We start from the raw sequence: 17290 nt of genomic DNA, 5'->3' as shown, positions 1-17290 counted from the left end.
CGGGTAGCGGTGAGTTGAACCCTCGCGCCGCCCGCTCAGCCCTGTAATAGTGGGTCACGACACATAGAGTTAACGCAATCCACTCGCAAAAACCAACCTTTCCTTGGCAAGATGCAGGTGGATCAATTGCTTCTACAAGGAGACCCATGGGCGCGAACATCGCGGAAAACACCAACCTTCGGCTCAAGGCCGTGCTGGATGTCCTGGCAGAGGAGGTATGGACTGGCGAGAAGCTGAACGCCGGAGCCGTACTGGGCGAGGCAATCGCACGGGTGCCCCTCAACGACCACGAAAGCGAGCTCCTCAGCGGCGGCATTCCCCGCGGCCACAAGACCCTGACCACCGCCACGGGAAAGCTCGTCAAGGCCGGCTGGCTGGTCAAGGGACGCTCCGGCTGGTCAATCACCGACGACGGCCAGCGCGCCACGGTTGCCTTCGCCGACCCTGCCACCTTTGCTACAGCGCTCGACGACGGCACGGCGGTTCCGGCCGGCACGCCGCTGCCGTCCGCTCCCGCAGTTAAGCCGGTGAAGGCAGCAAAGCCGGTGACGGCAACAAAGCCGGCCGCCAAGGCCGACGCCAACGGAGCGCCGTCGAAGACATCCAAGGTTGCCGGCAAGGCCGCCAAGCTCGTCGAGGAGGCCGTGGCCCCCGTGGCCAAGGCCGTGCGGAAGCGCAAGCCCGCCGCTAAGGCCGCGGCGGCAACCGAAGTTGCGTCCGAAGCCCCGGCGGCACAGGCTGTCAGCGTCGAAACCATCGATCAGCCGGAGGCAGTCGCGGTTGCCGGTGACTTCAACGTCCTGATCGGCGCGCCCGCGAACTGGGCGCCGCAGTATGACGAAGCCCAGATGGAACTGGACCAGGTGGACCAGCTCTGGAAGCTCGCCGCGGACATCCCGGCCGGCTTCTACACCTTCAAGATCGCCCTGAACCGCTCGTGGGACGAGAACTACGGCGCATTCGGCGTGTTCGACGGCCCCAACCACGAGGTGCACCACGGCGGCGGCCTCCTGGTCATTCAGTACGATCACCGCACGCGGGACATCGTCCTGCCGTAGGCAGCAACACCGTAGGCAGCAACACCGTAGGCACCGACACCCAAGTCCTGCCGACGCGCAAATGACCCTGCGAACCCGAATTCGGGTGTCGCAGGGTCATTTGCGCGTCGCGGACGGGTTTGCGCCTCCTGAGCCTGCCCGGGGACCGCGGACCGACCTAGCATTGCCTCATGGACACGGTCGAGGTTGCGGGCCTGCGAATCCGGTATCAGCGGGCGGGCCAGGGTCCGCCGCTGGTCCTGCTGCACGGCGCCTACGAGGACAGCCGGATCTGGCGTCGGCAGCTCGACGGGCTGTCGGATGAATTCACGGTCGTCGCCTGGGATGCCCCCGGGTGCGGCGGCTCGGACGATCCGCCGCCGGACTTCACCGGCGAGGACTTGGCCGGCGCCCTGGCCGGGTTCCTGCGGGAAGCCGTGACGGGCGCCCCGCACCTCCTCGGGCTGTCCATGGGCTCCGGGATTGCCCTCGAGTTCTACCGGACCCACCCGTCCATGCCTGCGTCCCTGCTGCTGGTCTCGGCGTATGCCGGCTGGGCGGGATCCCTGCCGCCCGAGGAAGTGGAACGCCGCTACGCCCAAGTACTGGCCGAACTCGAGCAGCCGCCGGAACAATTCATCCCCGTGTGGATGCCCACGTTATTCACGGACCGTGCTGATCCGGCGGATGTCCAGGAAACCGGCGCCATCATGGCCGACTTCCATCCGAACGGCATGCGGGCCCTGTTGCACGCGAACGCCCATGCGGACTATCGCGATGTCCTGCCGGGCATCGCGGTGCCCACCATGCTGCTGTACGGCACGGAGGATGTCCGCTCGCCGCTGAGCGTGGCCCGCGAGATGAACCGGCGGATTCCGGGCTCGACGCTCGTGCTGATTCCCGACGTCGGGCACATGGCCGCCGTCGAAACACCGGAGGCCTTCAACGCCGAAGTCCGCCGGTTCCTGCACGGGGTTACCGGCGGGTGACGCCCGCTAGAACCGGGTGGGGTCCGGCCGCGGAGGCACCGGGCCGGGGTCCGGAATCGGGAGGGGATTGGGCGTCGGGAACGGCCCCGGTGCCGGTGACGGCGTGGGCGCGGGGCCGGGTACCGGATCAGGTCCCGGAACCGGCGGCGGCGTGACCGGGCCGGGTTCGGGCGGGAACGGATCCCCGGGTTCGGGCGGCGGCGTCGTGGGGCCTGGCTCCGGCGGAAACGGATCGGGTTCGGCGGGCGGGGGAATGGTCATGCCTGGCTTCCTTTCTTGGCTGGCGATTCGTGGCTGGAGTTCCGGATACGACGATCAGCCGCCGCTGCGCCGGCGCAAGACCCGCAGTTCCCAGGGCCGCAGGCGGATCGCGCCGGCCCGCACGGCAGTCGCGCCTGCACCGCTGTCGGACGTGCCGGCGTCGGACGTGTAGTTGCCCAGCACAAGCTCCGCGTCGTCCCAGTTCTGATCGCCGAGCTCGACGCCGTGTTCCGCACCGGAGAAGTTGCCCAGCACCAGCAGCTCGGGAATCTCGTCTGAGGCGCCGTCTGAGGAACCGCCTGGGGAACCGCCCGCCAGTGCCCGGGTGAACGCGTAGACGTGCGGGTCATCGGGCAGCAGCATGGTGAAGGTCCCGTGCGAGACCACCGGCTCGGCATGCCGCAGGGCGATCACCTTGCGGTAGAAGCTGAAGACCGAGTCCGGATCATCCACCTGGGCGGCGGCGTTGATGTGGTTGGCGTTCGGGTTCACCGCGATCCAGGGCGCCCCGGTGGTGAAGCCGGCATGCCGGGAGGCATCCCACTGCACCGGGGTCCGCGCGTTGTCCCGGTTCAGCGGCGCGAGCGCGGCGAGGACTTCGGCGTCGGTGTGGCCGAGGTGCGTGGTGGCTTCGCGGTGATGGTTGAGGACCTCGATGTCGCGGTAATCGCTGATCGCGCCGAACGTCATGTTGGTCATGCCGAGTTCCTCGCCCTGATAGACGTAGGGCGTGCCCCGGTGCAGGTGCAGGATCCCGGCCAGCATCTTGGCGGACAGCTCGCGGTACTTGCCGTCATCGCCGAACCGGGACACGGCGCGGGCCTGATCGTGGTTGCCCCAGTACAGGCTGTTCCAGCCCCGCTCGGCCAGTCCCTCCTGCCAGCGGCCCAGGGTCTGCTTCAGCTCGGTGAGCAGGAGCTTCTTGGGCCGCCACTTGTCGCCGTCCTCCTGGTCCAGGGCCACGTGCTCGAACTGGAACACCATGTCCACCTCGGCCCGGGCGGGGTCGGTGTACAGGACGGCGTCCTCCACGGTCACGCCGGGCATTTCGCCGACGGTGAGCAGCTCTCCGGTGCGGCCGGCGAAGACTTCCCGGTGCATCTCCTGCAGGAACTCATGCATGCGCGGGCCGTCGATGTAGTACGGCGAGCCGTCGCCGAAGAGCTTGCCGTCGGCAACGGGCCCGTCAGGCAGCGAGGTGTCCTTGGAGATGAAGTTGATGACATCCATCCGGAAGCCGTCCACGCCCCGGTCCAGCCACCAGTTCATCATCTCGAAGACCGCCGCACGGACCTCGGGGTTCTCCCAGTTCAGGTCCGGCTGCTTCTTCGAGAAGATGTGGAGGTAGTACTCCCCGGTGGCCTGGTCCAACTCCCACGCGGGCCCGGAGAACGCCGAGCCCCAGTTGTTCGGCTCCGCGGCGCGTCCTTGCGCGGCCCCGGCTTCGATGTTCCGGGGTTGCCACCACCAATACCAGTCGCGCTTCGGGTTCTCCTTCGAGGACCGGGACTCCACGAACCAGGGGTGCTCGTCCGAGGTGTGGTTGACCACCAGGTCCATCACCAGTTTCATGCCGCGCGCGTGCAGCCCGTCGGTCAGTTCGCGGAGCTCCTCGAGCGTGCCGAAGAGCGGATCGACATTGCGGTAGTCGCTGATGTCATAGCCGTTGTCGTCCTGCGGCGAGGTGTAGATCGGGGAGAGCCAGACGACGTCGACCCCCAGCTTTTGCAGGTAGTCCAGCTTGCTGATGATGCCGCGGAGGTCGCCGATGCCGTCGCCGTTGGAGTCGGCGAAGCTGCGCGGATAGATCTGATAGACGACGGCGCGTTGGAACCAGTCGCGGGCCGCGATCTTTGGTGTTTCCGCGGGTGCTTGTTCGACCGTCATGGGGACTCCTCAGCTGGTCCGGCAGACTATGGGGGCAGCGTTGCTGCTGTCCCGCCAACGTCTGATTATTGACCAGTTGGGGAAGGCTGGGAAGACCCTGCCCGGCCGTGCTGTCCGAACCTGCCAGCCGTGCTGTCCTAACCTGCCAGCCGTGCTGTCCTAACCTGCCGGCCGGCCGATCTTCAGTTCTGCGAGGCGATGGCGTTGTCGCGGTCCTCGAAGACCTCGTCGCCGGGACCGGAGAAGGCCTTGGAGCGCTGGATCGCCTCGATGGACCCGGTGAACAACTGGGAGTCCTGAGGGTCCGCGTGCCGGGTGTGCTCGCCGGGGGCAGCATCCTTGCCCGGACGCTGGGACCCCGTGACGGCGTCGGACGCGGCGGATCCGGCGGATGCCGCCGTCGCGGACGGCAGTGACTCGAGGCGCACATGGGGTAGCGCCGTCGGGTGGCCCTGCTGCAGGAACAACACCAGTTCCTCCCGGATCAGGCAACGGAGGTCGAACAGGGAGGCGCTGTCCGCGGCGCTGACCAGGATGCGCACCCGGACAAAGCCGGCGGTGGCGTCAGTGATCTGCAGGATTCCCACGCGCTTGTCCCACAACGGGGTCTCCGCCAGGACGGTCTTCAGTTCGGCGCGCATCGCCTCGACGGGGGCGCGCCAGTCGAGGTCGAACTCCACCGTTCCCATGACCTCGGACTGCCGCCGGGTCCAGTTCTCGAACGGAGTGGTGGTGAAGTAGGTCGAGGGCAGGATCAGCCGTCGGTCATCCCAGATGTGGACCACAACGTAGGTCAGGGTGATCTCCTCGATCCGGCCCCATTCCTTCTGGACCACCACCACGTCGTCCACCCGGATGGCGTCCGTGAAGGCGAGCTGGATGCCGGCAAAGACGTTGACCAGCGAGGTCTGCGCGGCGAGGCCGGCGACGATCGAGATCACCCCGGCCGAGGCCAGGAGCCCGGCGCCGAGGGCCTGGATCGCGGGGAACGTGAGCATCATGCTGCCCAGGGCCACCACCACGATCAGGGCGACGCCGATCCGCCGGGCCAGGATCACCTGGGTGCGCAGCCGCCGGGCGCGGCGGTTGTCCGCGACATCCACCCGGTACCGGGTCAGGACCATCGCCTCGACGATGAGCAGCAGCGCGATGGCGAGCCAGGCCAGGGAAGCAATGAGCGCAATCAGCAGCACATGGTCCAGGCCGTGCCGCCATTCGAGGTCCCCGGTGGCGGTGGCCAGTGCGATCCGGACGGCAATCAGGCACAGCGACAAGCGCAACGGCATCCGGGCCACGCGGGACGTCTCGCGCAGTTCGGGCTTGCTGCGGTTGAGCCGGAGCACAATCTTGCGCACCAGCCAGGACAGGACGAGTCCGGCAACCACGGCGAGGGCCATGGCCAGGAACGGCATTGCTTGTGTCAGGAACTCTTGCATTGTTTAAGCTCTAGCAAGCTTCCGCGGGCAACTGAAATCGTCGGCATGTCAACGTGGGTCCGGTCACGCCGCTGCCGGCGGCTGCCGGCAAGATCCGGCGGCAGCCCGACGGCGGCTGCCGGCAAGATCCGGCGGCTTGGTCCGCCCGGGACTTTTGGCACTTGTTTGTGAGCCCGGACGAACAACAATGGTCGAACCACTTGAATCCCAGGGGGAGGGTGACATGCGTCGATTCAGGGTGATCGGCACGGCAGTTTCGGCCAGTTTCTTGGTTGCGGCACTGCTTGGCGCTTGCGGTGCGCCCGCGAGCCCCGGTCCGACGACGCCGTCGATGCCCTCCGTCCCTCCGCTGACGTCCGCGCCCGGCAGCAGCGCAAGCGATGTCCCGCCCACCGAGGCGCCGTCCTCGCCGGCCACGCCCGCGCCGACGGCGGCGGACTGGCAGATCTTCACAACGCCGGACGGGAAACTCCAGTTCGACCACCCGGCCGAATGGACCGTCAAGGACCGCGGCGCCGAGGCGGCCCCCGGCGGGGTGTTTGTGGAGGTCCTCACCGCTGGCGGCAAGTCGCTGGCAACGCTGCGGACCAACGTGGCCACCGGCGCGGAATGCACACAACGGATCCCCTACTCCGTGCTCGACCTGGTGCCCGTTCCGGCCTTGGCCCAGCAGGGGGTCACTCCGCACTTCATCTTTGAGTTGCGGCTGTACCCGGCGGAGAAGGATCCCACGAAGGCCAACGTCATGGCGTACGGCATCAGCTCGGCGCCCAAACCGTCGGGGCCCGATGCCTGCCCGATCTTCCACTTCTTCACGTGGCCGCCCAGCGGCGCGTCGTTCGGGGGCGTCTACAACCCGTTCGACACCAGCCCGGGCAACGAGCCCAATATCGACACTCCGGAGGCTTACCTGGAGACCTCCGAGTACAAGGACATCAGGAAGATGATCACCTCGCTGCGCCCGGCCGGGCAGTAGGGCCGGTCCGGGCTGATGGTGAGGCGGCGAGGAAGCGGAAACGGGGACGAGCCGGGGCGTGTTAGGCGGCGACCCGCAGCGTCTGCGGCTCCGTTCGACCCGGCGCTTGTCCTGGCAGCCCTCATCTTGGCAGCCCCGATCCTGGCCGGCTGCGGCTCGCCGGTGGTGCCACCTGCGACTTCCGGCGCCGCGACGGCGGCCGACGCAACGTCGGGAACTCCGGCTCCGGGAGAAACGCAGCCGGGAACGCACGGAACGCAGGAAACCCCGTCGCCGGGCGACGCCTCGGAAACGGCAACGGAATCCTCGCCGGGAACAGCGCCGGGGACCACGACGCCGGCAACGTCACCGTCGTCGGGGGCGCCGACGTCGTCGTCCGCTTGGAAGACGTTCACCACGTCGGACGGGACGCTAAGTTTTGACTACCCAGCCGCGTGGGTGATCCGGGACCCGGCCGGGGAAGCGCCGCTCGGCGGTGAGTTCGTGGACGTTGTGAACGCCGCCGGCAAGCAGATGGCCGCGCTGCGCACGAACGTGGTCACGGGCGCCGAATGCGGCGATCAGCAGCCGTATATGCTCATCGATTCGGAGCCGATGCAGGCGCTCGCCGAACCTGGCGCGGCGGACCAGAATGTGCCCCGCTACGTCTTCGAGGGCCGCGGTGACGCCACGGCGGCAAAAGCGTCGCCGCCGACGTATGCGTCGTATGGGATCACCATGATGCCGGAGGAGACCGGACCCCTGTCGTGCCCGATGTTCCAGCTCTTCCTCTGGCCGCCCAGCGGCGCGCTGTTTGGCCAGGCCTATGACCCGGCGAAGAACACGACCCCGGGGGACCCCGGGCTGCCGTACCTGGAGAAGGCGAAGCTCTATGCCACCACCGGGGAGTATCAGGACGTCCGGACGATGATCACGTCTCTTCGTCCCGCCGCCAAGGATTCGAGCACGGGCGCCGTGACGGATCCGACGAAGTAGCCGGAGCCGGGGTTGGGATGGCGGGCGGGGGCGCGCCTCAGGGGCCGGCCCCAACTGCCGCCCCGCATGCCTCAGGGGCCGGAACATGGCCGGCTGGCGAACCGGATTCGCGCTAGACGGCGGGCAGGTGACGGTGGTGGTGGTGAATTACCGGTGTCTGCGAGGCGATCCTCGCGCCTTGATGATCGGTGCCGTGATGATCGGCGCCGTGATGACCGGCCCAGGGGTTGCTGCTGCGGTCTTCCCGGATCAGACCGGTGCCGGCGCACTCGCGGACGGCCATGATGCCGTTCGCCGCCTGGCGTTTGTCCTCGAATGCTTTGGAAATGGCCAACACGGTGCCGTCCGCGGCGAGCAGCCGGAACCGGATTTTGGCTTCAGCGTCGGTAAAGATTTCGAATTGTCCAGCCATTGTCATGTCCTTTCGGGCAGTTGTAACTGCCGGTGGAGCGTGAGAGCACTTCGGTGTGCGGTTGCCGGGTCTTCGACAAGCTGTTGCAGTGCTAAGAGCCAGCCTTTCCCGCGCGGCCGTGGCTAGAAAGAGCCAAAGGTCCCTTAGTGTCTGGGTGGTCAGACTAGGCCTGGATGGCCCAACCCGGTGTGACTAAACCCTGTATGACCAAGAACTCGGACGCCGCGCGGGCGCTACATTGGGAGCATGACGGAGAAACACCCTGCGCAGTTTCCGGCAGATTCCGGCGAGCCCGTGCGGCTGAATGCGCGGGTCTCCGGTGTGGTCCAGGCTGTGGGCTTCCGGTACTGGACGGTCAGGAAGGCCGAGGAGCTTGGGCTGAGCGGTACGGTCAGGAACAACGTCGACGGCTCCGTGGGTATCGTGGCCGAGGGGCCGCAGTCCGTGGTGCTGGAGCTGCGGCGCTGGTTGCGCTCGCCGGAGGCACCCGGCCGGGTGGAGCACGTCGAAGAATCCGTCTCGGCGGCGACTGGGGAGTTCGGCGGATTCGACGTGGCGTACTAGGTCCCGGGTTCGGGGCGAAGGACCCTCGGCAGCGCGGCGCGAGGCGAGTACCGTGTGCCCATGCAGAAAATATCGATCGATGCCTTAGCCAGGCAGCAGGTCGCTGCTGCCCTCGCGGCAGGGAGCGGACGGGCCGCGGACACGGTGTTCGGCGGGCACGAGAAAGTTCTGCGCCAGACCGTCATGGCGTTCAAGGCCGGCACGCAGCTGAGCGAGCACCAGAACCCCGGCGAGGCGACCGTGTTTGTGCTCCGCGGCTGTGTGCGCCTGCGGGCCGGCAACGAATCGTGGCAGGGCAAGACCGGCGATCTGCTGATCGTGCCGGATGGGCTGCACAGTCTGGAGGCCGAGGAAGACTCGGCGATCCTGATGACGGTGGCCAAGATCAGGACCTGAACCGCCGGCCCGATTCCGGGAGGCCCGCAGCCATCCGATGAGGCGAAGGAGAGGCCGAAAGTGAATTCCAGGGATGCCAGAGAACTCAGGCACTTGCGCCCCCTATGTGAAAGGGACCGCGCGGCAGGGGCCGCGGTGACCGCCGTCGTCGTACCGCAAATCGGGGGTGCGACATGACCGCCGTACCTTCCCTGGAAGAGATTCCGGAGACCCGTCGGTGGTGGGCGAGGGGGGCCTACGCCGCCGTCGTCCTCGCAGTGGCTGTCCCCTTGGCGGCTGCCGGTTTGGCAGGCACTATTGCGCTGGTGGTGACCGGTCTCGGCGCTGTGCTGGTGTCCGTGGCTGCGATCTACTGGTTCCTCATCAGCCGCGGTTTTCTGCGCTGGTGTGCGCTGGCATTGGCCGTGCTGGCCCCGCTGGTGGTCGTGGTCCTCTACGTCCAGGCGGGCCTGCTCCGGGAGGTGGTTATCTCCCTTGCGCTGGTGTTTGTTGCATTGGTCTGTGCCCGCGCCGCCCTCCGGGAAAGGGGGGAGGGCAAGGCCATGGCGGAATACCCTGCCCCCACTTGGCGGCACGCCTTCCTGGTGATGAATCCGCGTTCCGGCGGTGGCAAGGTGGTGAAGTTCGACCTCCAGCGGAAGGCGCAGGAACTCGGCGCCGAGGTGGCACTCCTTGAGGGCCCGGGGCCGGTGGATGTTGACGCGTTGACCCGGCAGGCGGTGGAACGCGGGGCCGACCTTCTCGGCGTCGCCGGGGGTGACGGAACCCAGGCACTGGTGGCAGGCATTGCGGCCGAGCACAACCTGCCGTTCCTGGTGATCAGCGCCGGCACCCGCAACCATTTCGCCCTGGATCTCGGGCTGGACCGGGAGGATCCGAGCGGCTGCCTGGACGCCCTCCGGGACGGGGTGGAGCTGCACGTCGACCTTGGCAAGATCAACGGCCGCACGTTCGTCAATAATTCATCGTTCGGGGTGTACGCCGAGGTGGTGCAGAGCCCGGCGTACCGCGATGACAAGACCGGGACGGTGCTACAGATGCTTCCGGACCTGATCAAGGGCCATAAGGGTGCACGGCTGCGCGCCGAGGTGGGCGGCGTGACGGTGGACGGCCCGCAGGCGGTGCTGGTGAGCAACGGTCCTTACGGCAGCAACGACCTCGCGGGCCTGGGCCGCCGGACCCGGCTGGACCGCGGCGTTCTCGGTGCCGTGGCGCTGTCCGCGGCCAGCACGCGCGAAGCTGTCGGCCTGTTGCGGCGTGCCACGAAGCGTGGCCTGATGCAACGCACCGCGCCCGAAGTGGTGGTCGGCGCCGACGTGCCCGAGATTCCCGTCGGCGTGGACGGCGAGGCCCTGCTGATGACAACACCGGTGCGCTGCACCATCGAACCGTGCGCGCTGCGGGTCTTGGTTCCGCGGAATCGTCCGGGCGTCCCGCCGGCCCAGCCCTCCCTGGACCTGGTCCGGCTCCGGGAGTTGGCTTGGGGGCGGCACCTGACCGCGCCCGCACCGTCCGCCCGGGCGTCCGCGGGGGAGTGAGTTCAGCGTAGCTCTGTCGGCAGGCACCTGGTTTTTCGGACCTGGTGTCACGTACGGCTGGCTTTCCGGTCCCGGCCGCCGGGTCTTCCGCGGATTCCCGGGAGGTTCCTGCTGCCGCAGCGTCCAAAGTCTGCCCTGCGTGACGCGCCCACCCGACCGACGTCCACCCGACAGATACCGCGGCGTGTGTCGCCTGGTTCGATTTCGGCTGGCGCGGTAGGACAGACTGTTGCCGTGAGCAACTCTCCCCGGACGGGCTTGGCCGTCGCCGGACTCAGCCTCGGCACGTCCCTGAACCCGCTGAACTCCTCGATGATCGCCGTCGCCCTCGTGGTGCTGCGCGAGGACTTCGGGCTCGACGTCGCCACGGTCACCTGGGTGATCACCGCGTTCTACCTCACCTCCGCGGCCGGCCAACCGCTCATGGGCCGGCTCGCGGACCGCTTCGGCCCGCGGCGGCTGTTCCTGCTGGGCATGGCGCTCGTGGCCGTGACCTGCGCGCTCGCCCCCTTCGCGCCGAACTTCGCGCTGCTCTGCGTGGCCCGGGCCTTCATGGCCCTTGGCACCGCGACCGCCTACCCGAGCGCCGTCGTCATGGTCGCTGCGCTGGCGCGGGAGGCGAACGTGAAGTCCACGCGGCCGCTGGGCCGGATCCAGATGGCGAATACCTCGGCGGCTGCGGTCGGGCCCGTGGTGGGCGGCCTGCTGGTGAGCCTGGTGGGGTGGCAGGCGTTGTTCCTGATAAACGTCCCGCTCTCGCTGGTGGCGATCCTGGTGGTCCGGCGGTTTGCCCCGGCGGACTGTGCGCGGGAGCGCGGGCGGGTCTCGGAGCTGGTGCGGGACTCGGACCTGCCGGGCATCGGGGCCTTCATCGGGGCCCTGGTGCTGGTGATGATGGCGCTGCTGAATGTGCTGCCTGACTACCGGTGGTGGCTGCTTGGCGGAGGGCTGGTCCTCGCGGCGCTGTTCGCGTGGCGGGAGCTTCGGTTCAGCCCGCCGTTCCTGGACCTCCGGCTGCTGGGCCGCAACCGGCCGCTGCTGCTGGTCTACCTTGGCTTCGCACTGTTCAACGGCGTCTACTACTTCGCGTTCTTCGGCCTGCCGCAGCTGCTGCAGACCGCGGGCGGCTACGATCCCGGCGTCGTGGGGATCCTGATGCTGCCGCTCGCGGCGATCTCGGTGGTCGGGACGCCGTTCGCGGTCCGGGCGATCGACCGGTTCGGCGTGCGGCGGGTGCTGATTGCCGGCGTCGGGCTGCTCCTCGTCGCGTCGGCGTGCATGTGGCTGCTGACGGTGTCGCTCGCCGTCCCGCTGGTGATTGCGCTGACGGCGTTGCTTGGAGTGCCGTATTGCGTGGTCGCCATTTCGTCGAGCCAGGGCATGTACGTGTCCACGCGGCCGGAGGAGCGCGGGGTGGCCGCCGGGATCTTCCAGACCTGCCGGTACCTGGGCGCGATCACGGCCACCGTGCTGATCGGCGTCTTCTACGGCAGCGGCGTCACCCAGGCGAACTGGGGGCTGATGGTGTTCGTCATGCTGGGGCTGGGCGCCGTGGTGTTTGTGGTGTCGCTGGCGTGGCGGGAGCGGCGGTAGCGCAAGTTCGGTCAGAATAAATCCGGTTCGTGGATTCTTGGGGGATGCCGTCTGTTGACGGTGAGCTGCCGCCCGGGGCGCGGGCAGCATCCTCACCTCATCGAAAGGCACCAGCATGACCCAGCAGCACCCCGAGCCGAAGAGCGGCGCAGCCGAACCGGCGTTCCCCGTTTCTCCCGCTGATGGCACCGTCCCGCCGTACGCGCCGCCGCAGCCGTACGCGCCCGCGGACCCGTACGCGCCCGTGGACCCGATTCAGTACCCTCCGGTCGCGCCTCCGCAGTACCAAGGGCAATATCCCGTGCAGTATGGGAATCCCCAGCAGCCTCAGCCCCCCATGCCTCCGCAGCCTTATCCGGGCCAGCAGTACCAGGGCTATTTGCCCGCAACCCAGCCGCCGTATCAGATGCACTACCCCCAGATGTCACAGCAGGCTCCGATGCCCAACCTGGCCTACGGCTACGCGCAGCCAAAGTCCAGGCTTGTCGCCGGGCTTCTGGGCATCTTCCTGGGCGGACTGGGCGTCCACCGTTTCTACCTGGGCTACACCACGATCGGCATCATCCAGATTCTCCTTACCGTCTTTGTCGGCATCTTCACGTTCGGCCTCGTCGCGCTGTGGGGCTTCGTTGAGGGCATCATGATCTTCGCCGGTGCGTCGTACTTCCGGAATGACGCCACGGGAATCCCGCTGCGCGACTGACCGCTGCCTCCACTATTTCTTCCCGATAGAGATGATCACGCAAAGGACGGCCGGGATCACCCGGCCGTCCTTTCTTTCCCGAATCTTCCCGAAACGCGACAGCGCCGGGGGTTTAGCGCTCTGAAACCAGCGACGTCGGGGGTTCTGCCGCGGCGGGATCGCCAGCCTGCGTCCGGGGCCGGGCGAGCCCACCCGCTAGCGCTACCACCAGGGTGAGCGCTGCCGTCAGTAGGACACCGAAGCCTGCGTGAACATGCAGCAGGGCGGCACCTGCGGTTGCGCCGGCCAGGATGAGGACGACGGCGCCCAGCCTCCTGCCCCAGTGCGCTCCGGTACCGCCGCCCAGGCGTGAATCGGCGGCCAGGCCCGTGAGCGCGCGATTCGCTGAGGCGGGTCGCCACGGTGATGAGCTCGGCGTCGCGGTTGACGGGACCAACAATACTCACGCCGCAGGGAAGACCCGCGTCCGTGGACAGCGGCACGTTCACGGCGGGGAGCCCGGCAATGCCCGCGACGCACGTCAGCCTGCAGGGAATGTCTGAAGTCGTCTGCACGTCCCACTCCGGAGTCTTGCTGTCAGGGCTGCCTCGGCCACCAGCGGCGCCGCGGTTGATGCCCTACCGTCGTGCAACCTCGTCGAGATTGATGTGGGCGGCGTCAGCAGTGAGGCACGGCAAGACGAGCCCGGCCCACCGTTCGCGGACCGGTTCGGGCTGATCCAGTGGTGCGGCTGAGATGAGAACGTAGATATCGGCAACGGTGAGGTCGGGCCGGATCTGCCCTGCAGCGACTCCCAGGTCGATGAGTTCTGACAGTGCCGCCGCTGCACGTGTCTCGTCGACGTTCGCAGCGGCACCCAGTGCCGGCGCTGCCGACTTCGCGGCTTTGTTGATGGCCGAAATCCGGATCACCTCGTGCAGGAACACAACAATCACCGTCAGTGGCGAAGCGCCTCCGCGGACGCGCTCCAGGGCCGCTTCTGCTTCCGTGGTGATCTGCTCGATGTATTCGGCGAGTACCGCGCCCACCAGATCGGTCTTCGTCGGGAAGTGCCGATAGAGGGTTCCGACGGCCACCCCCGCAGCGGCCGCGATGACCTCCATGCCCACGTCAGGACCCCGGGCGGCGATTTCCGCGCGGGCGGCGTCGAGGATCTTCGCGCGGTTGCGTATCGCGTCGGCTCGCACGGGGCGCTGCTGTGTGGTCACGAAGGATCCTCCTGCCAGGGCTTGCACGAAAGTGAATACCGGTTCATCATTTAAGTGAACCACGATTCATATTACGGCAGGAGCATCATCATGACCACCAAGACCGCACTTGTCACCGGCGCATCCTCCGGGATCGGGGAGGCGACCGCGAGGAAACTGGAGAGCCTCGGCTTCACCGTCTACGGGGCGGCACGGCGCACCGACCGCCTGAAGAGCCTTGCCGCTGACGGCATCCGGCCGCTGGCGATGGATGTCACGGACGACGCGTCCATGCAGGCAGGCATCGACCAGATCCTCACCGAGACCGGCCGCATCGACGTCCTGGTCAACAACGCCGGATACGGCTCCTACGGCGCGCTCGAGGATGTCGACATCGACGAGGGCCGCCGGCAGTTCGAGGTCAACGTCTTCGGAGCAATGCGGCTGGCCCAGCTGGTGCTGCCGCACATGCGCACGCAGCGTTCGGGCACGATCGTGAACATCACCTCGATGGGCGGAAAGATCTACACGCCGCTGGGCGGCTGGTATCACGGCACGAAGTTCGCCCTCGAGGCACTCAGCGACTGCCTCCGCCTGGAGGTCAAGCCCTTCGGCATCAACGTCGTCGTTATCGAGCCCGGCGGCATCGCGACCGAGTGGGGCGGCATCGCCGCCGACAACGTGGAGGCCACGTCCGGTAACGGCCCCTACGCCCCACACGCCGAAGCCGTCGCGAAGTCGCTGCGCTCTGGGGAGAACGGGAACCGCAACTCGCCGCCGTCGGTCATCGCCGACGCGATCGCAAAGGCTGTGACGGCTTCAAATCCCAAGACCCGCTACGCCGTCGGGTACGGTGCCAAGCCACTGATCACAGCCCGGGGCCTGCTCAGCGACCGCCAGTTCGACGCTCTCATCACCCGCGCCGTCGGGCTCCAGCGCAGTTGAGCAGAGCCGTTCGGATGTCTTGTCGCAATTCGGTTTCGGGGTCGTACTGACCACTTCCGACAATCCGTGCAGCTGGTGGCAAATCACGGAAGCGACGGCGTTCGCTGCACCCCGTGAGGCAGCGTGTCAGGAACGACGATTCATGAATCGTTTCCGATGCGCGCCGCCGCGGCCACGTCGTCGGCGGAAGCTTGAGCCGTTGATGTGCCATGGGCGGAGTGGGAAACTTGGGTTGCGGTCTCATCCACTTTTAAGGAGTCGGAAATGGCTGACGGAACTGGATTGATCAAGCGGTTCTACACAGAGGTGATTGGGGACGGAAATCTCGCCCTCATCGATGAACTGGTCAGTGATGACTTTGTCGATCACGATCCCATGCCCGGACAATCGCCCGCTAAGGACGGGGTCGCGTTCTTCGTCAACGCGATGCGGACGGCATTCCCGGATCTCAAAGCCAAGACCAGCGAGCCGGCGCTGGTAGATGGAAATCTGGAGGCGCTGTACGTGGTCCTAACGGGAACGCACCAGGGAGAATTGATGGGCGTCGCGCCCACCGGCCGCAGCGTCGAATTCAGCGGCATCGACATCATCCGGGTCGAGGAAGGCAAAGTCGTTGAGCACTGGGGAGCCACCGACACCATGACCCTCATGCAGCAGATCGGCGCCGGATCTCAGTAAGGCAGCACCAAAATAAGCAGCAACAAGGGGCCGTTCCTGAAAGGGAAGGGCCTCTTGCGTAATGGTTTGCCCTCTCGCAGCCCCGCCGGAACGGCATCGGCCAAGGCATCTTGACACTCTCAAAGTCCCGGAATATCTTCTGCCTTAACGAGGCTTTTCGCCCGTTTCTCACTGTTATTTCACAGTATTGTTCGGCGCCCTGCGCGGACCGTTGATGTCTGGCTGCGTCTGCGTGCCCCGCGGGTGCACTAAGCCGGGGGGATCAAAATTCGGTCTCTCGCCTGCAAGGAGTCGGAAATGTCTGAAGATGTTGGATTGATTGAGCGGTTTTACAAGGACGTCATAGAGAGCGGAAACGTCGACCTCGTCGATGAGTTGGCCGCGGACAGCTTTGTGGATCACGAAGAGGCCCTCCCCGGGCAGCCGCCCGGCAAGGACGGGGTGAAGTACTTCGTGAAGACGATGCGGTCGGCTTTCCCGGACATCAAGGTCAAGGAGATCATGCCCAGGGTAGCCGCCGGAAACCTGGAGGCGTGCCATGTGGTTCTCACGGGTACGCATCGTGGGGAACTGGCCGGCATCCCGCCAACGGGCAAGAGCGTCGAGTTCGACTGCACTGACATCATCCGTGTCGAGGGAGGCAAGGTGGCCGAGCACTGGGGCACCACGGACAACCTGAGCCTCATGCGGCAGATTGGCGCCGTGGCCGTTGGATGAACTAAACGACGAACGGGGCGTCGCGGAACAAAGCAACGCGCGCAACAAAAATGGCTGTCCACGTTCCCCACAGGGAAACGCGGACAGCCGTTCGACGTCGACGCCGTTCGACGGCGTTCGGCACCAGTCGACGCCGACGCCGTTATGTCAGCCGGCGCTTGTGTCAGGCGGCCTGCGCCGGCGACACCTCAACGAGTTGGACGGTCACCCCGGACTGCCGGAAGAGCTCGACCTGCTCCGGGTCGGCGCGGTTGTCTGTGACCAGGATCCACGGCGCGGGAAGCTTCACCCAGGCATGGAAGGGGCGTTTGCCGAGCTTGGTGGAATCCGCCAGGACGTAGACGGTGTTGCCGCGGCGTGCCATCAGTTCCTTGAGGCGGGTCTGGGCCTGGTCGGCCTCGCACAGGCCGGCGTCCACCGTGACGGCATCCGCGCCGAGGAACACCCGGTCGAAACTCATCCGCTCCAGGGCGGCCTCGGCGATGGGACCCACGAAGGTCTGGCTGAGTCCGCGGAGGCGCCCGCCCAGGCAGTCCACCTGGATGCCGGGCGAGTCGGCGAGTTCCTGGAGGGTGTTGATGCCGGGCGTGGTGACGGACAGGTTCTCGCGGTCCCGGAGGGCGTGCGCCAGGGCCCCGACCGTTGAGCCGCCGTCGAGCAGGATGTTTTCGCCCTCCTTGACTTCGGCGGCCGCCCAGGCGGCGATGGCTTGCTTCTGCTCGAAGGCCTCGCCGGTCCGCTGCCGCAGGGACGGCTCGGGGTGTGCGCCCAGCGCCACGGCGCCGCCGTAGGTCCGGGCGAGTTTTCCCTGTTCGTTCAGCTGGGCCAGGTCCCGCCGGATGGTGGAGGCGGTCACGGCAAAATGCCGCGACAGGTCTTCCACGGACGCCAGGCCCGTGGTCACGGCGAGGTGGTAGATCTCTTCGCGCCTGGCTTTGGCGGTAGTCATCGTTGGCTCTCCTTCACCGGCTGCTGCCGCATCCGTAGCTGTACCCC

Annotated in this window: 18 protein-coding genes; 12 read left to right on the top strand and 6 right to left on the bottom strand. The window is 67.2% G+C overall.

The window, feature by feature from the left end; translation table 11 throughout:
- Positions 1-146: 146 nt before the first annotated feature.
- Positions 147-1058, top strand: coding sequence for a glycosidase (locus ACFVTM_RS17490; protein WP_390205009.1), 912 nt, complete (start codon positions 147-149; stop codon positions 1056-1058).
- A 170-nt stretch (positions 1059-1228) separates the two neighbouring features.
- A complete protein-coding gene (locus ACFVTM_RS17485; RefSeq protein WP_390205008.1) occupies positions 1229-2026 on the top strand; it encodes an alpha/beta fold hydrolase in 798 nt (265 codons plus the stop codon).
- 315 nt (positions 2027-2341) lie between these two features.
- Here ACFVTM_RS17485 and ACFVTM_RS17480 read toward each other — a convergent pair whose 3' ends face one another.
- Together ACFVTM_RS17480 and ACFVTM_RS17475 are read right to left on the bottom strand one after the other, a co-directional pair.
- Positions 2342-4174 carry an alpha-glucosidase gene (locus tag ACFVTM_RS17480; RefSeq protein ID WP_390205007.1) on the bottom strand — a complete coding sequence of 611 codons (1833 nt, stop codon included), beginning with the start codon at positions 4172-4174 and terminating at the stop codon, positions 2342-2344.
- Between the two features lie 182 nt (positions 4175-4356).
- Positions 4357-5610 (bottom strand): mechanosensitive ion channel family protein, encoded by a 1254-nt coding sequence (locus ACFVTM_RS17475; protein ID WP_390205005.1) that lies wholly within the window; start codon positions 5608-5610, stop codon positions 4357-4359.
- 331 nt (positions 5611-5941) lie between these two features.
- Here ACFVTM_RS17475 and ACFVTM_RS17470 point away from each other — a divergent pair, with 331 nt between their 5' ends.
- Positions 5942-6586 (top strand): hypothetical protein, encoded by a 645-nt coding sequence (locus ACFVTM_RS17470; protein ID WP_390205003.1) that lies wholly within the window; start codon positions 5942-5944, stop codon positions 6584-6586.
- A gap of 126 nt (positions 6587-6712) precedes the next feature.
- Positions 6713-7561, top strand: a complete 849-nt coding sequence (locus ACFVTM_RS17465) for a hypothetical protein (RefSeq protein ID WP_390205001.1) — start codon at positions 6713-6715, stop codon at positions 7559-7561.
- Between the two features lie 112 nt (positions 7562-7673).
- Here ACFVTM_RS17465 and ACFVTM_RS17460 read toward each other — a convergent pair whose 3' ends face one another.
- On the bottom strand, positions 7674-7973 hold the full coding sequence (locus tag ACFVTM_RS17460) for a YegP family protein (RefSeq protein WP_390205000.1): 300 nt from the start codon (positions 7971-7973) through the stop codon (positions 7674-7676).
- A gap of 246 nt (positions 7974-8219) precedes the next feature.
- Here ACFVTM_RS17460 and ACFVTM_RS17455 point away from each other — a divergent pair, with 246 nt between their 5' ends.
- The 5 genes from ACFVTM_RS17455 to ACFVTM_RS17435 all read left to right on the top strand — a co-directional run bounded on the left by ACFVTM_RS17455 (position 8220) and on the right by ACFVTM_RS17435 (position 12767).
- Positions 8220-8537 (top strand): acylphosphatase, encoded by a 318-nt coding sequence (locus ACFVTM_RS17455; RefSeq protein ID WP_390204998.1) that lies wholly within the window; start codon positions 8220-8222, stop codon positions 8535-8537.
- Positions 8538-8597: 60 nt separating this feature from the next.
- The gene (locus ACFVTM_RS17450) at positions 8598-8933 is read left to right on the top strand and encodes a cupin domain-containing protein (RefSeq protein ID WP_390205090.1); all 336 of its coding nucleotides are present in this window, start codon (positions 8598-8600) and stop codon (positions 8931-8933) included.
- Between the two features lie 173 nt (positions 8934-9106).
- Positions 9107-10471 (top strand): diacylglycerol/lipid kinase family protein, encoded by a 1365-nt coding sequence (locus tag ACFVTM_RS17445; RefSeq protein ID WP_390204996.1) that lies wholly within the window; start codon positions 9107-9109, stop codon positions 10469-10471.
- Positions 10472-10705: 234 nt separating this feature from the next.
- A complete protein-coding gene (locus ACFVTM_RS17440; protein ID WP_390204994.1) occupies positions 10706-12064 on the top strand; it encodes an MFS transporter in 1359 nt (452 codons plus the stop codon).
- A 115-nt stretch (positions 12065-12179) separates the two neighbouring features.
- Positions 12180-12767, top strand: a complete 588-nt coding sequence (locus ACFVTM_RS17435; protein WP_390204992.1) for a TM2 domain-containing protein — start codon at positions 12180-12182, stop codon at positions 12765-12767.
- Between the two features lie 112 nt (positions 12768-12879).
- Here the strand turns inward: ACFVTM_RS17435 and ACFVTM_RS17430 are convergent, their stop codons facing one another.
- A complete protein-coding gene (locus tag ACFVTM_RS17430) occupies positions 12880-13203 on the bottom strand; it encodes a hypothetical protein (RefSeq protein WP_390204990.1) in 324 nt (107 codons plus the stop codon).
- 181 nt (positions 13204-13384) lie between these two features.
- Positions 13385-13975 (bottom strand): TetR/AcrR family transcriptional regulator, encoded by a 591-nt coding sequence (locus tag ACFVTM_RS17425; RefSeq protein ID WP_390204988.1) that lies wholly within the window; start codon positions 13973-13975, stop codon positions 13385-13387.
- Positions 13976-14065: 90 nt separating this feature from the next.
- On the opposite strand from ACFVTM_RS17425, the gene ACFVTM_RS17420 reads away from it, so the two are divergent.
- The 3 genes from ACFVTM_RS17420 to ACFVTM_RS17410 all read left to right on the top strand — a co-directional run bounded on the left by ACFVTM_RS17420 (position 14066) and on the right by ACFVTM_RS17410 (position 16294).
- The gene (locus tag ACFVTM_RS17420; RefSeq protein ID WP_390204987.1) at positions 14066-14899 is read left to right on the top strand and encodes an oxidoreductase; all 834 of its coding nucleotides are present in this window, start codon (positions 14066-14068) and stop codon (positions 14897-14899) included.
- A gap of 264 nt (positions 14900-15163) precedes the next feature.
- Positions 15164-15577 (top strand): ester cyclase, encoded by a 414-nt coding sequence (locus ACFVTM_RS17415; protein WP_390204986.1) that lies wholly within the window; start codon positions 15164-15166, stop codon positions 15575-15577.
- Positions 15578-15874: 297 nt separating this feature from the next.
- Positions 15875-16294 (top strand): ester cyclase, encoded by a 420-nt coding sequence (locus ACFVTM_RS17410; RefSeq protein ID WP_390204984.1) that lies wholly within the window; start codon positions 15875-15877, stop codon positions 16292-16294.
- Between the two features lie 163 nt (positions 16295-16457).
- Here ACFVTM_RS17410 and ACFVTM_RS17405 read toward each other — a convergent pair whose 3' ends face one another.
- Entirely contained in the window at positions 16458-17243 is a 786-nt protein-coding gene (locus ACFVTM_RS17405) for a DeoR/GlpR family DNA-binding transcription regulator (protein WP_390204982.1), read from the bottom strand.
- Positions 17244-17290: the final 47 nt, after the last annotated feature.

Origin of the sequence: Arthrobacter sp. NPDC058130 (genome assembly GCF_042884475.1) — a bacterium.
GTDB lineage: Bacteria > Actinomycetota > Actinomycetes > Actinomycetales > Micrococcaceae > Arthrobacter.
This window is presented reverse-complemented; position numbering and strand designations above follow the sequence as displayed.

What these genes read in the sequence shown, in the direction of transcription:
- ACFVTM_RS17470 (WP_390205003.1), top strand. Translation starts at nt 5,942, where the DNA reads ATGCCCTCCGTCCCTCCGCTGACGTCCGCGCCCGGCAGCAGCGCAAGC.
- ACFVTM_RS17485 (WP_390205008.1), top strand. Translation starts at nt 1,229, where the DNA reads ATGGACACGGTCGAGGTTGCGGGCCTGCGAATCCGGTATCAGCGGGCG.
- ACFVTM_RS17435 (WP_390204992.1), top strand. Translation starts at nt 12,180, where the DNA reads ATGACCCAGCAGCACCCCGAGCCGAAGAGCGGCGCAGCCGAACCGGCG.
- ACFVTM_RS17405 (WP_390204982.1), bottom strand. Translation starts at nt 17,243, where the DNA reads ATGACTACCGCCAAAGCCAGGCGCGAAGAGATCTACCACCTCGCCGTG.
- ACFVTM_RS17480 (WP_390205007.1), bottom strand. Translation starts at nt 4,174, where the DNA reads ATGACGGTCGAACAAGCACCCGCGGAAACACCAAAGATCGCGGCCCGC.
- ACFVTM_RS17415 (WP_390204986.1), top strand. Translation starts at nt 15,164, where the DNA reads ATGGCTGACGGAACTGGATTGATCAAGCGGTTCTACACAGAGGTGATT.
- ACFVTM_RS17490 (WP_390205009.1), top strand. Translation starts at nt 147, where the DNA reads ATGGGCGCGAACATCGCGGAAAACACCAACCTTCGGCTCAAGGCCGTG.
- ACFVTM_RS17450 (WP_390205090.1), top strand. Translation starts at nt 8,598, where the DNA reads ATGCAGAAAATATCGATCGATGCCTTAGCCAGGCAGCAGGTCGCTGCT.
- ACFVTM_RS17455 (WP_390204998.1), top strand. Translation starts at nt 8,220, where the DNA reads ATGACGGAGAAACACCCTGCGCAGTTTCCGGCAGATTCCGGCGAGCCC.
- ACFVTM_RS17445 (WP_390204996.1), top strand. Translation starts at nt 9,107, where the DNA reads ATGACCGCCGTACCTTCCCTGGAAGAGATTCCGGAGACCCGTCGGTGG.
- ACFVTM_RS17460 (WP_390205000.1), bottom strand. Translation starts at nt 7,973, where the DNA reads ATGGCTGGACAATTCGAAATCTTTACCGACGCTGAAGCCAAAATCCGG.
- ACFVTM_RS17475 (WP_390205005.1), bottom strand. Translation starts at nt 5,610, where the DNA reads ATGCAAGAGTTCCTGACACAAGCAATGCCGTTCCTGGCCATGGCCCTC.
- ACFVTM_RS17410 (WP_390204984.1), top strand. Translation starts at nt 15,875, where the DNA reads ATGTCTGAAGATGTTGGATTGATTGAGCGGTTTTACAAGGACGTCATA.
- ACFVTM_RS17420 (WP_390204987.1), top strand. Translation starts at nt 14,066, where the DNA reads ATGACCACCAAGACCGCACTTGTCACCGGCGCATCCTCCGGGATCGGG.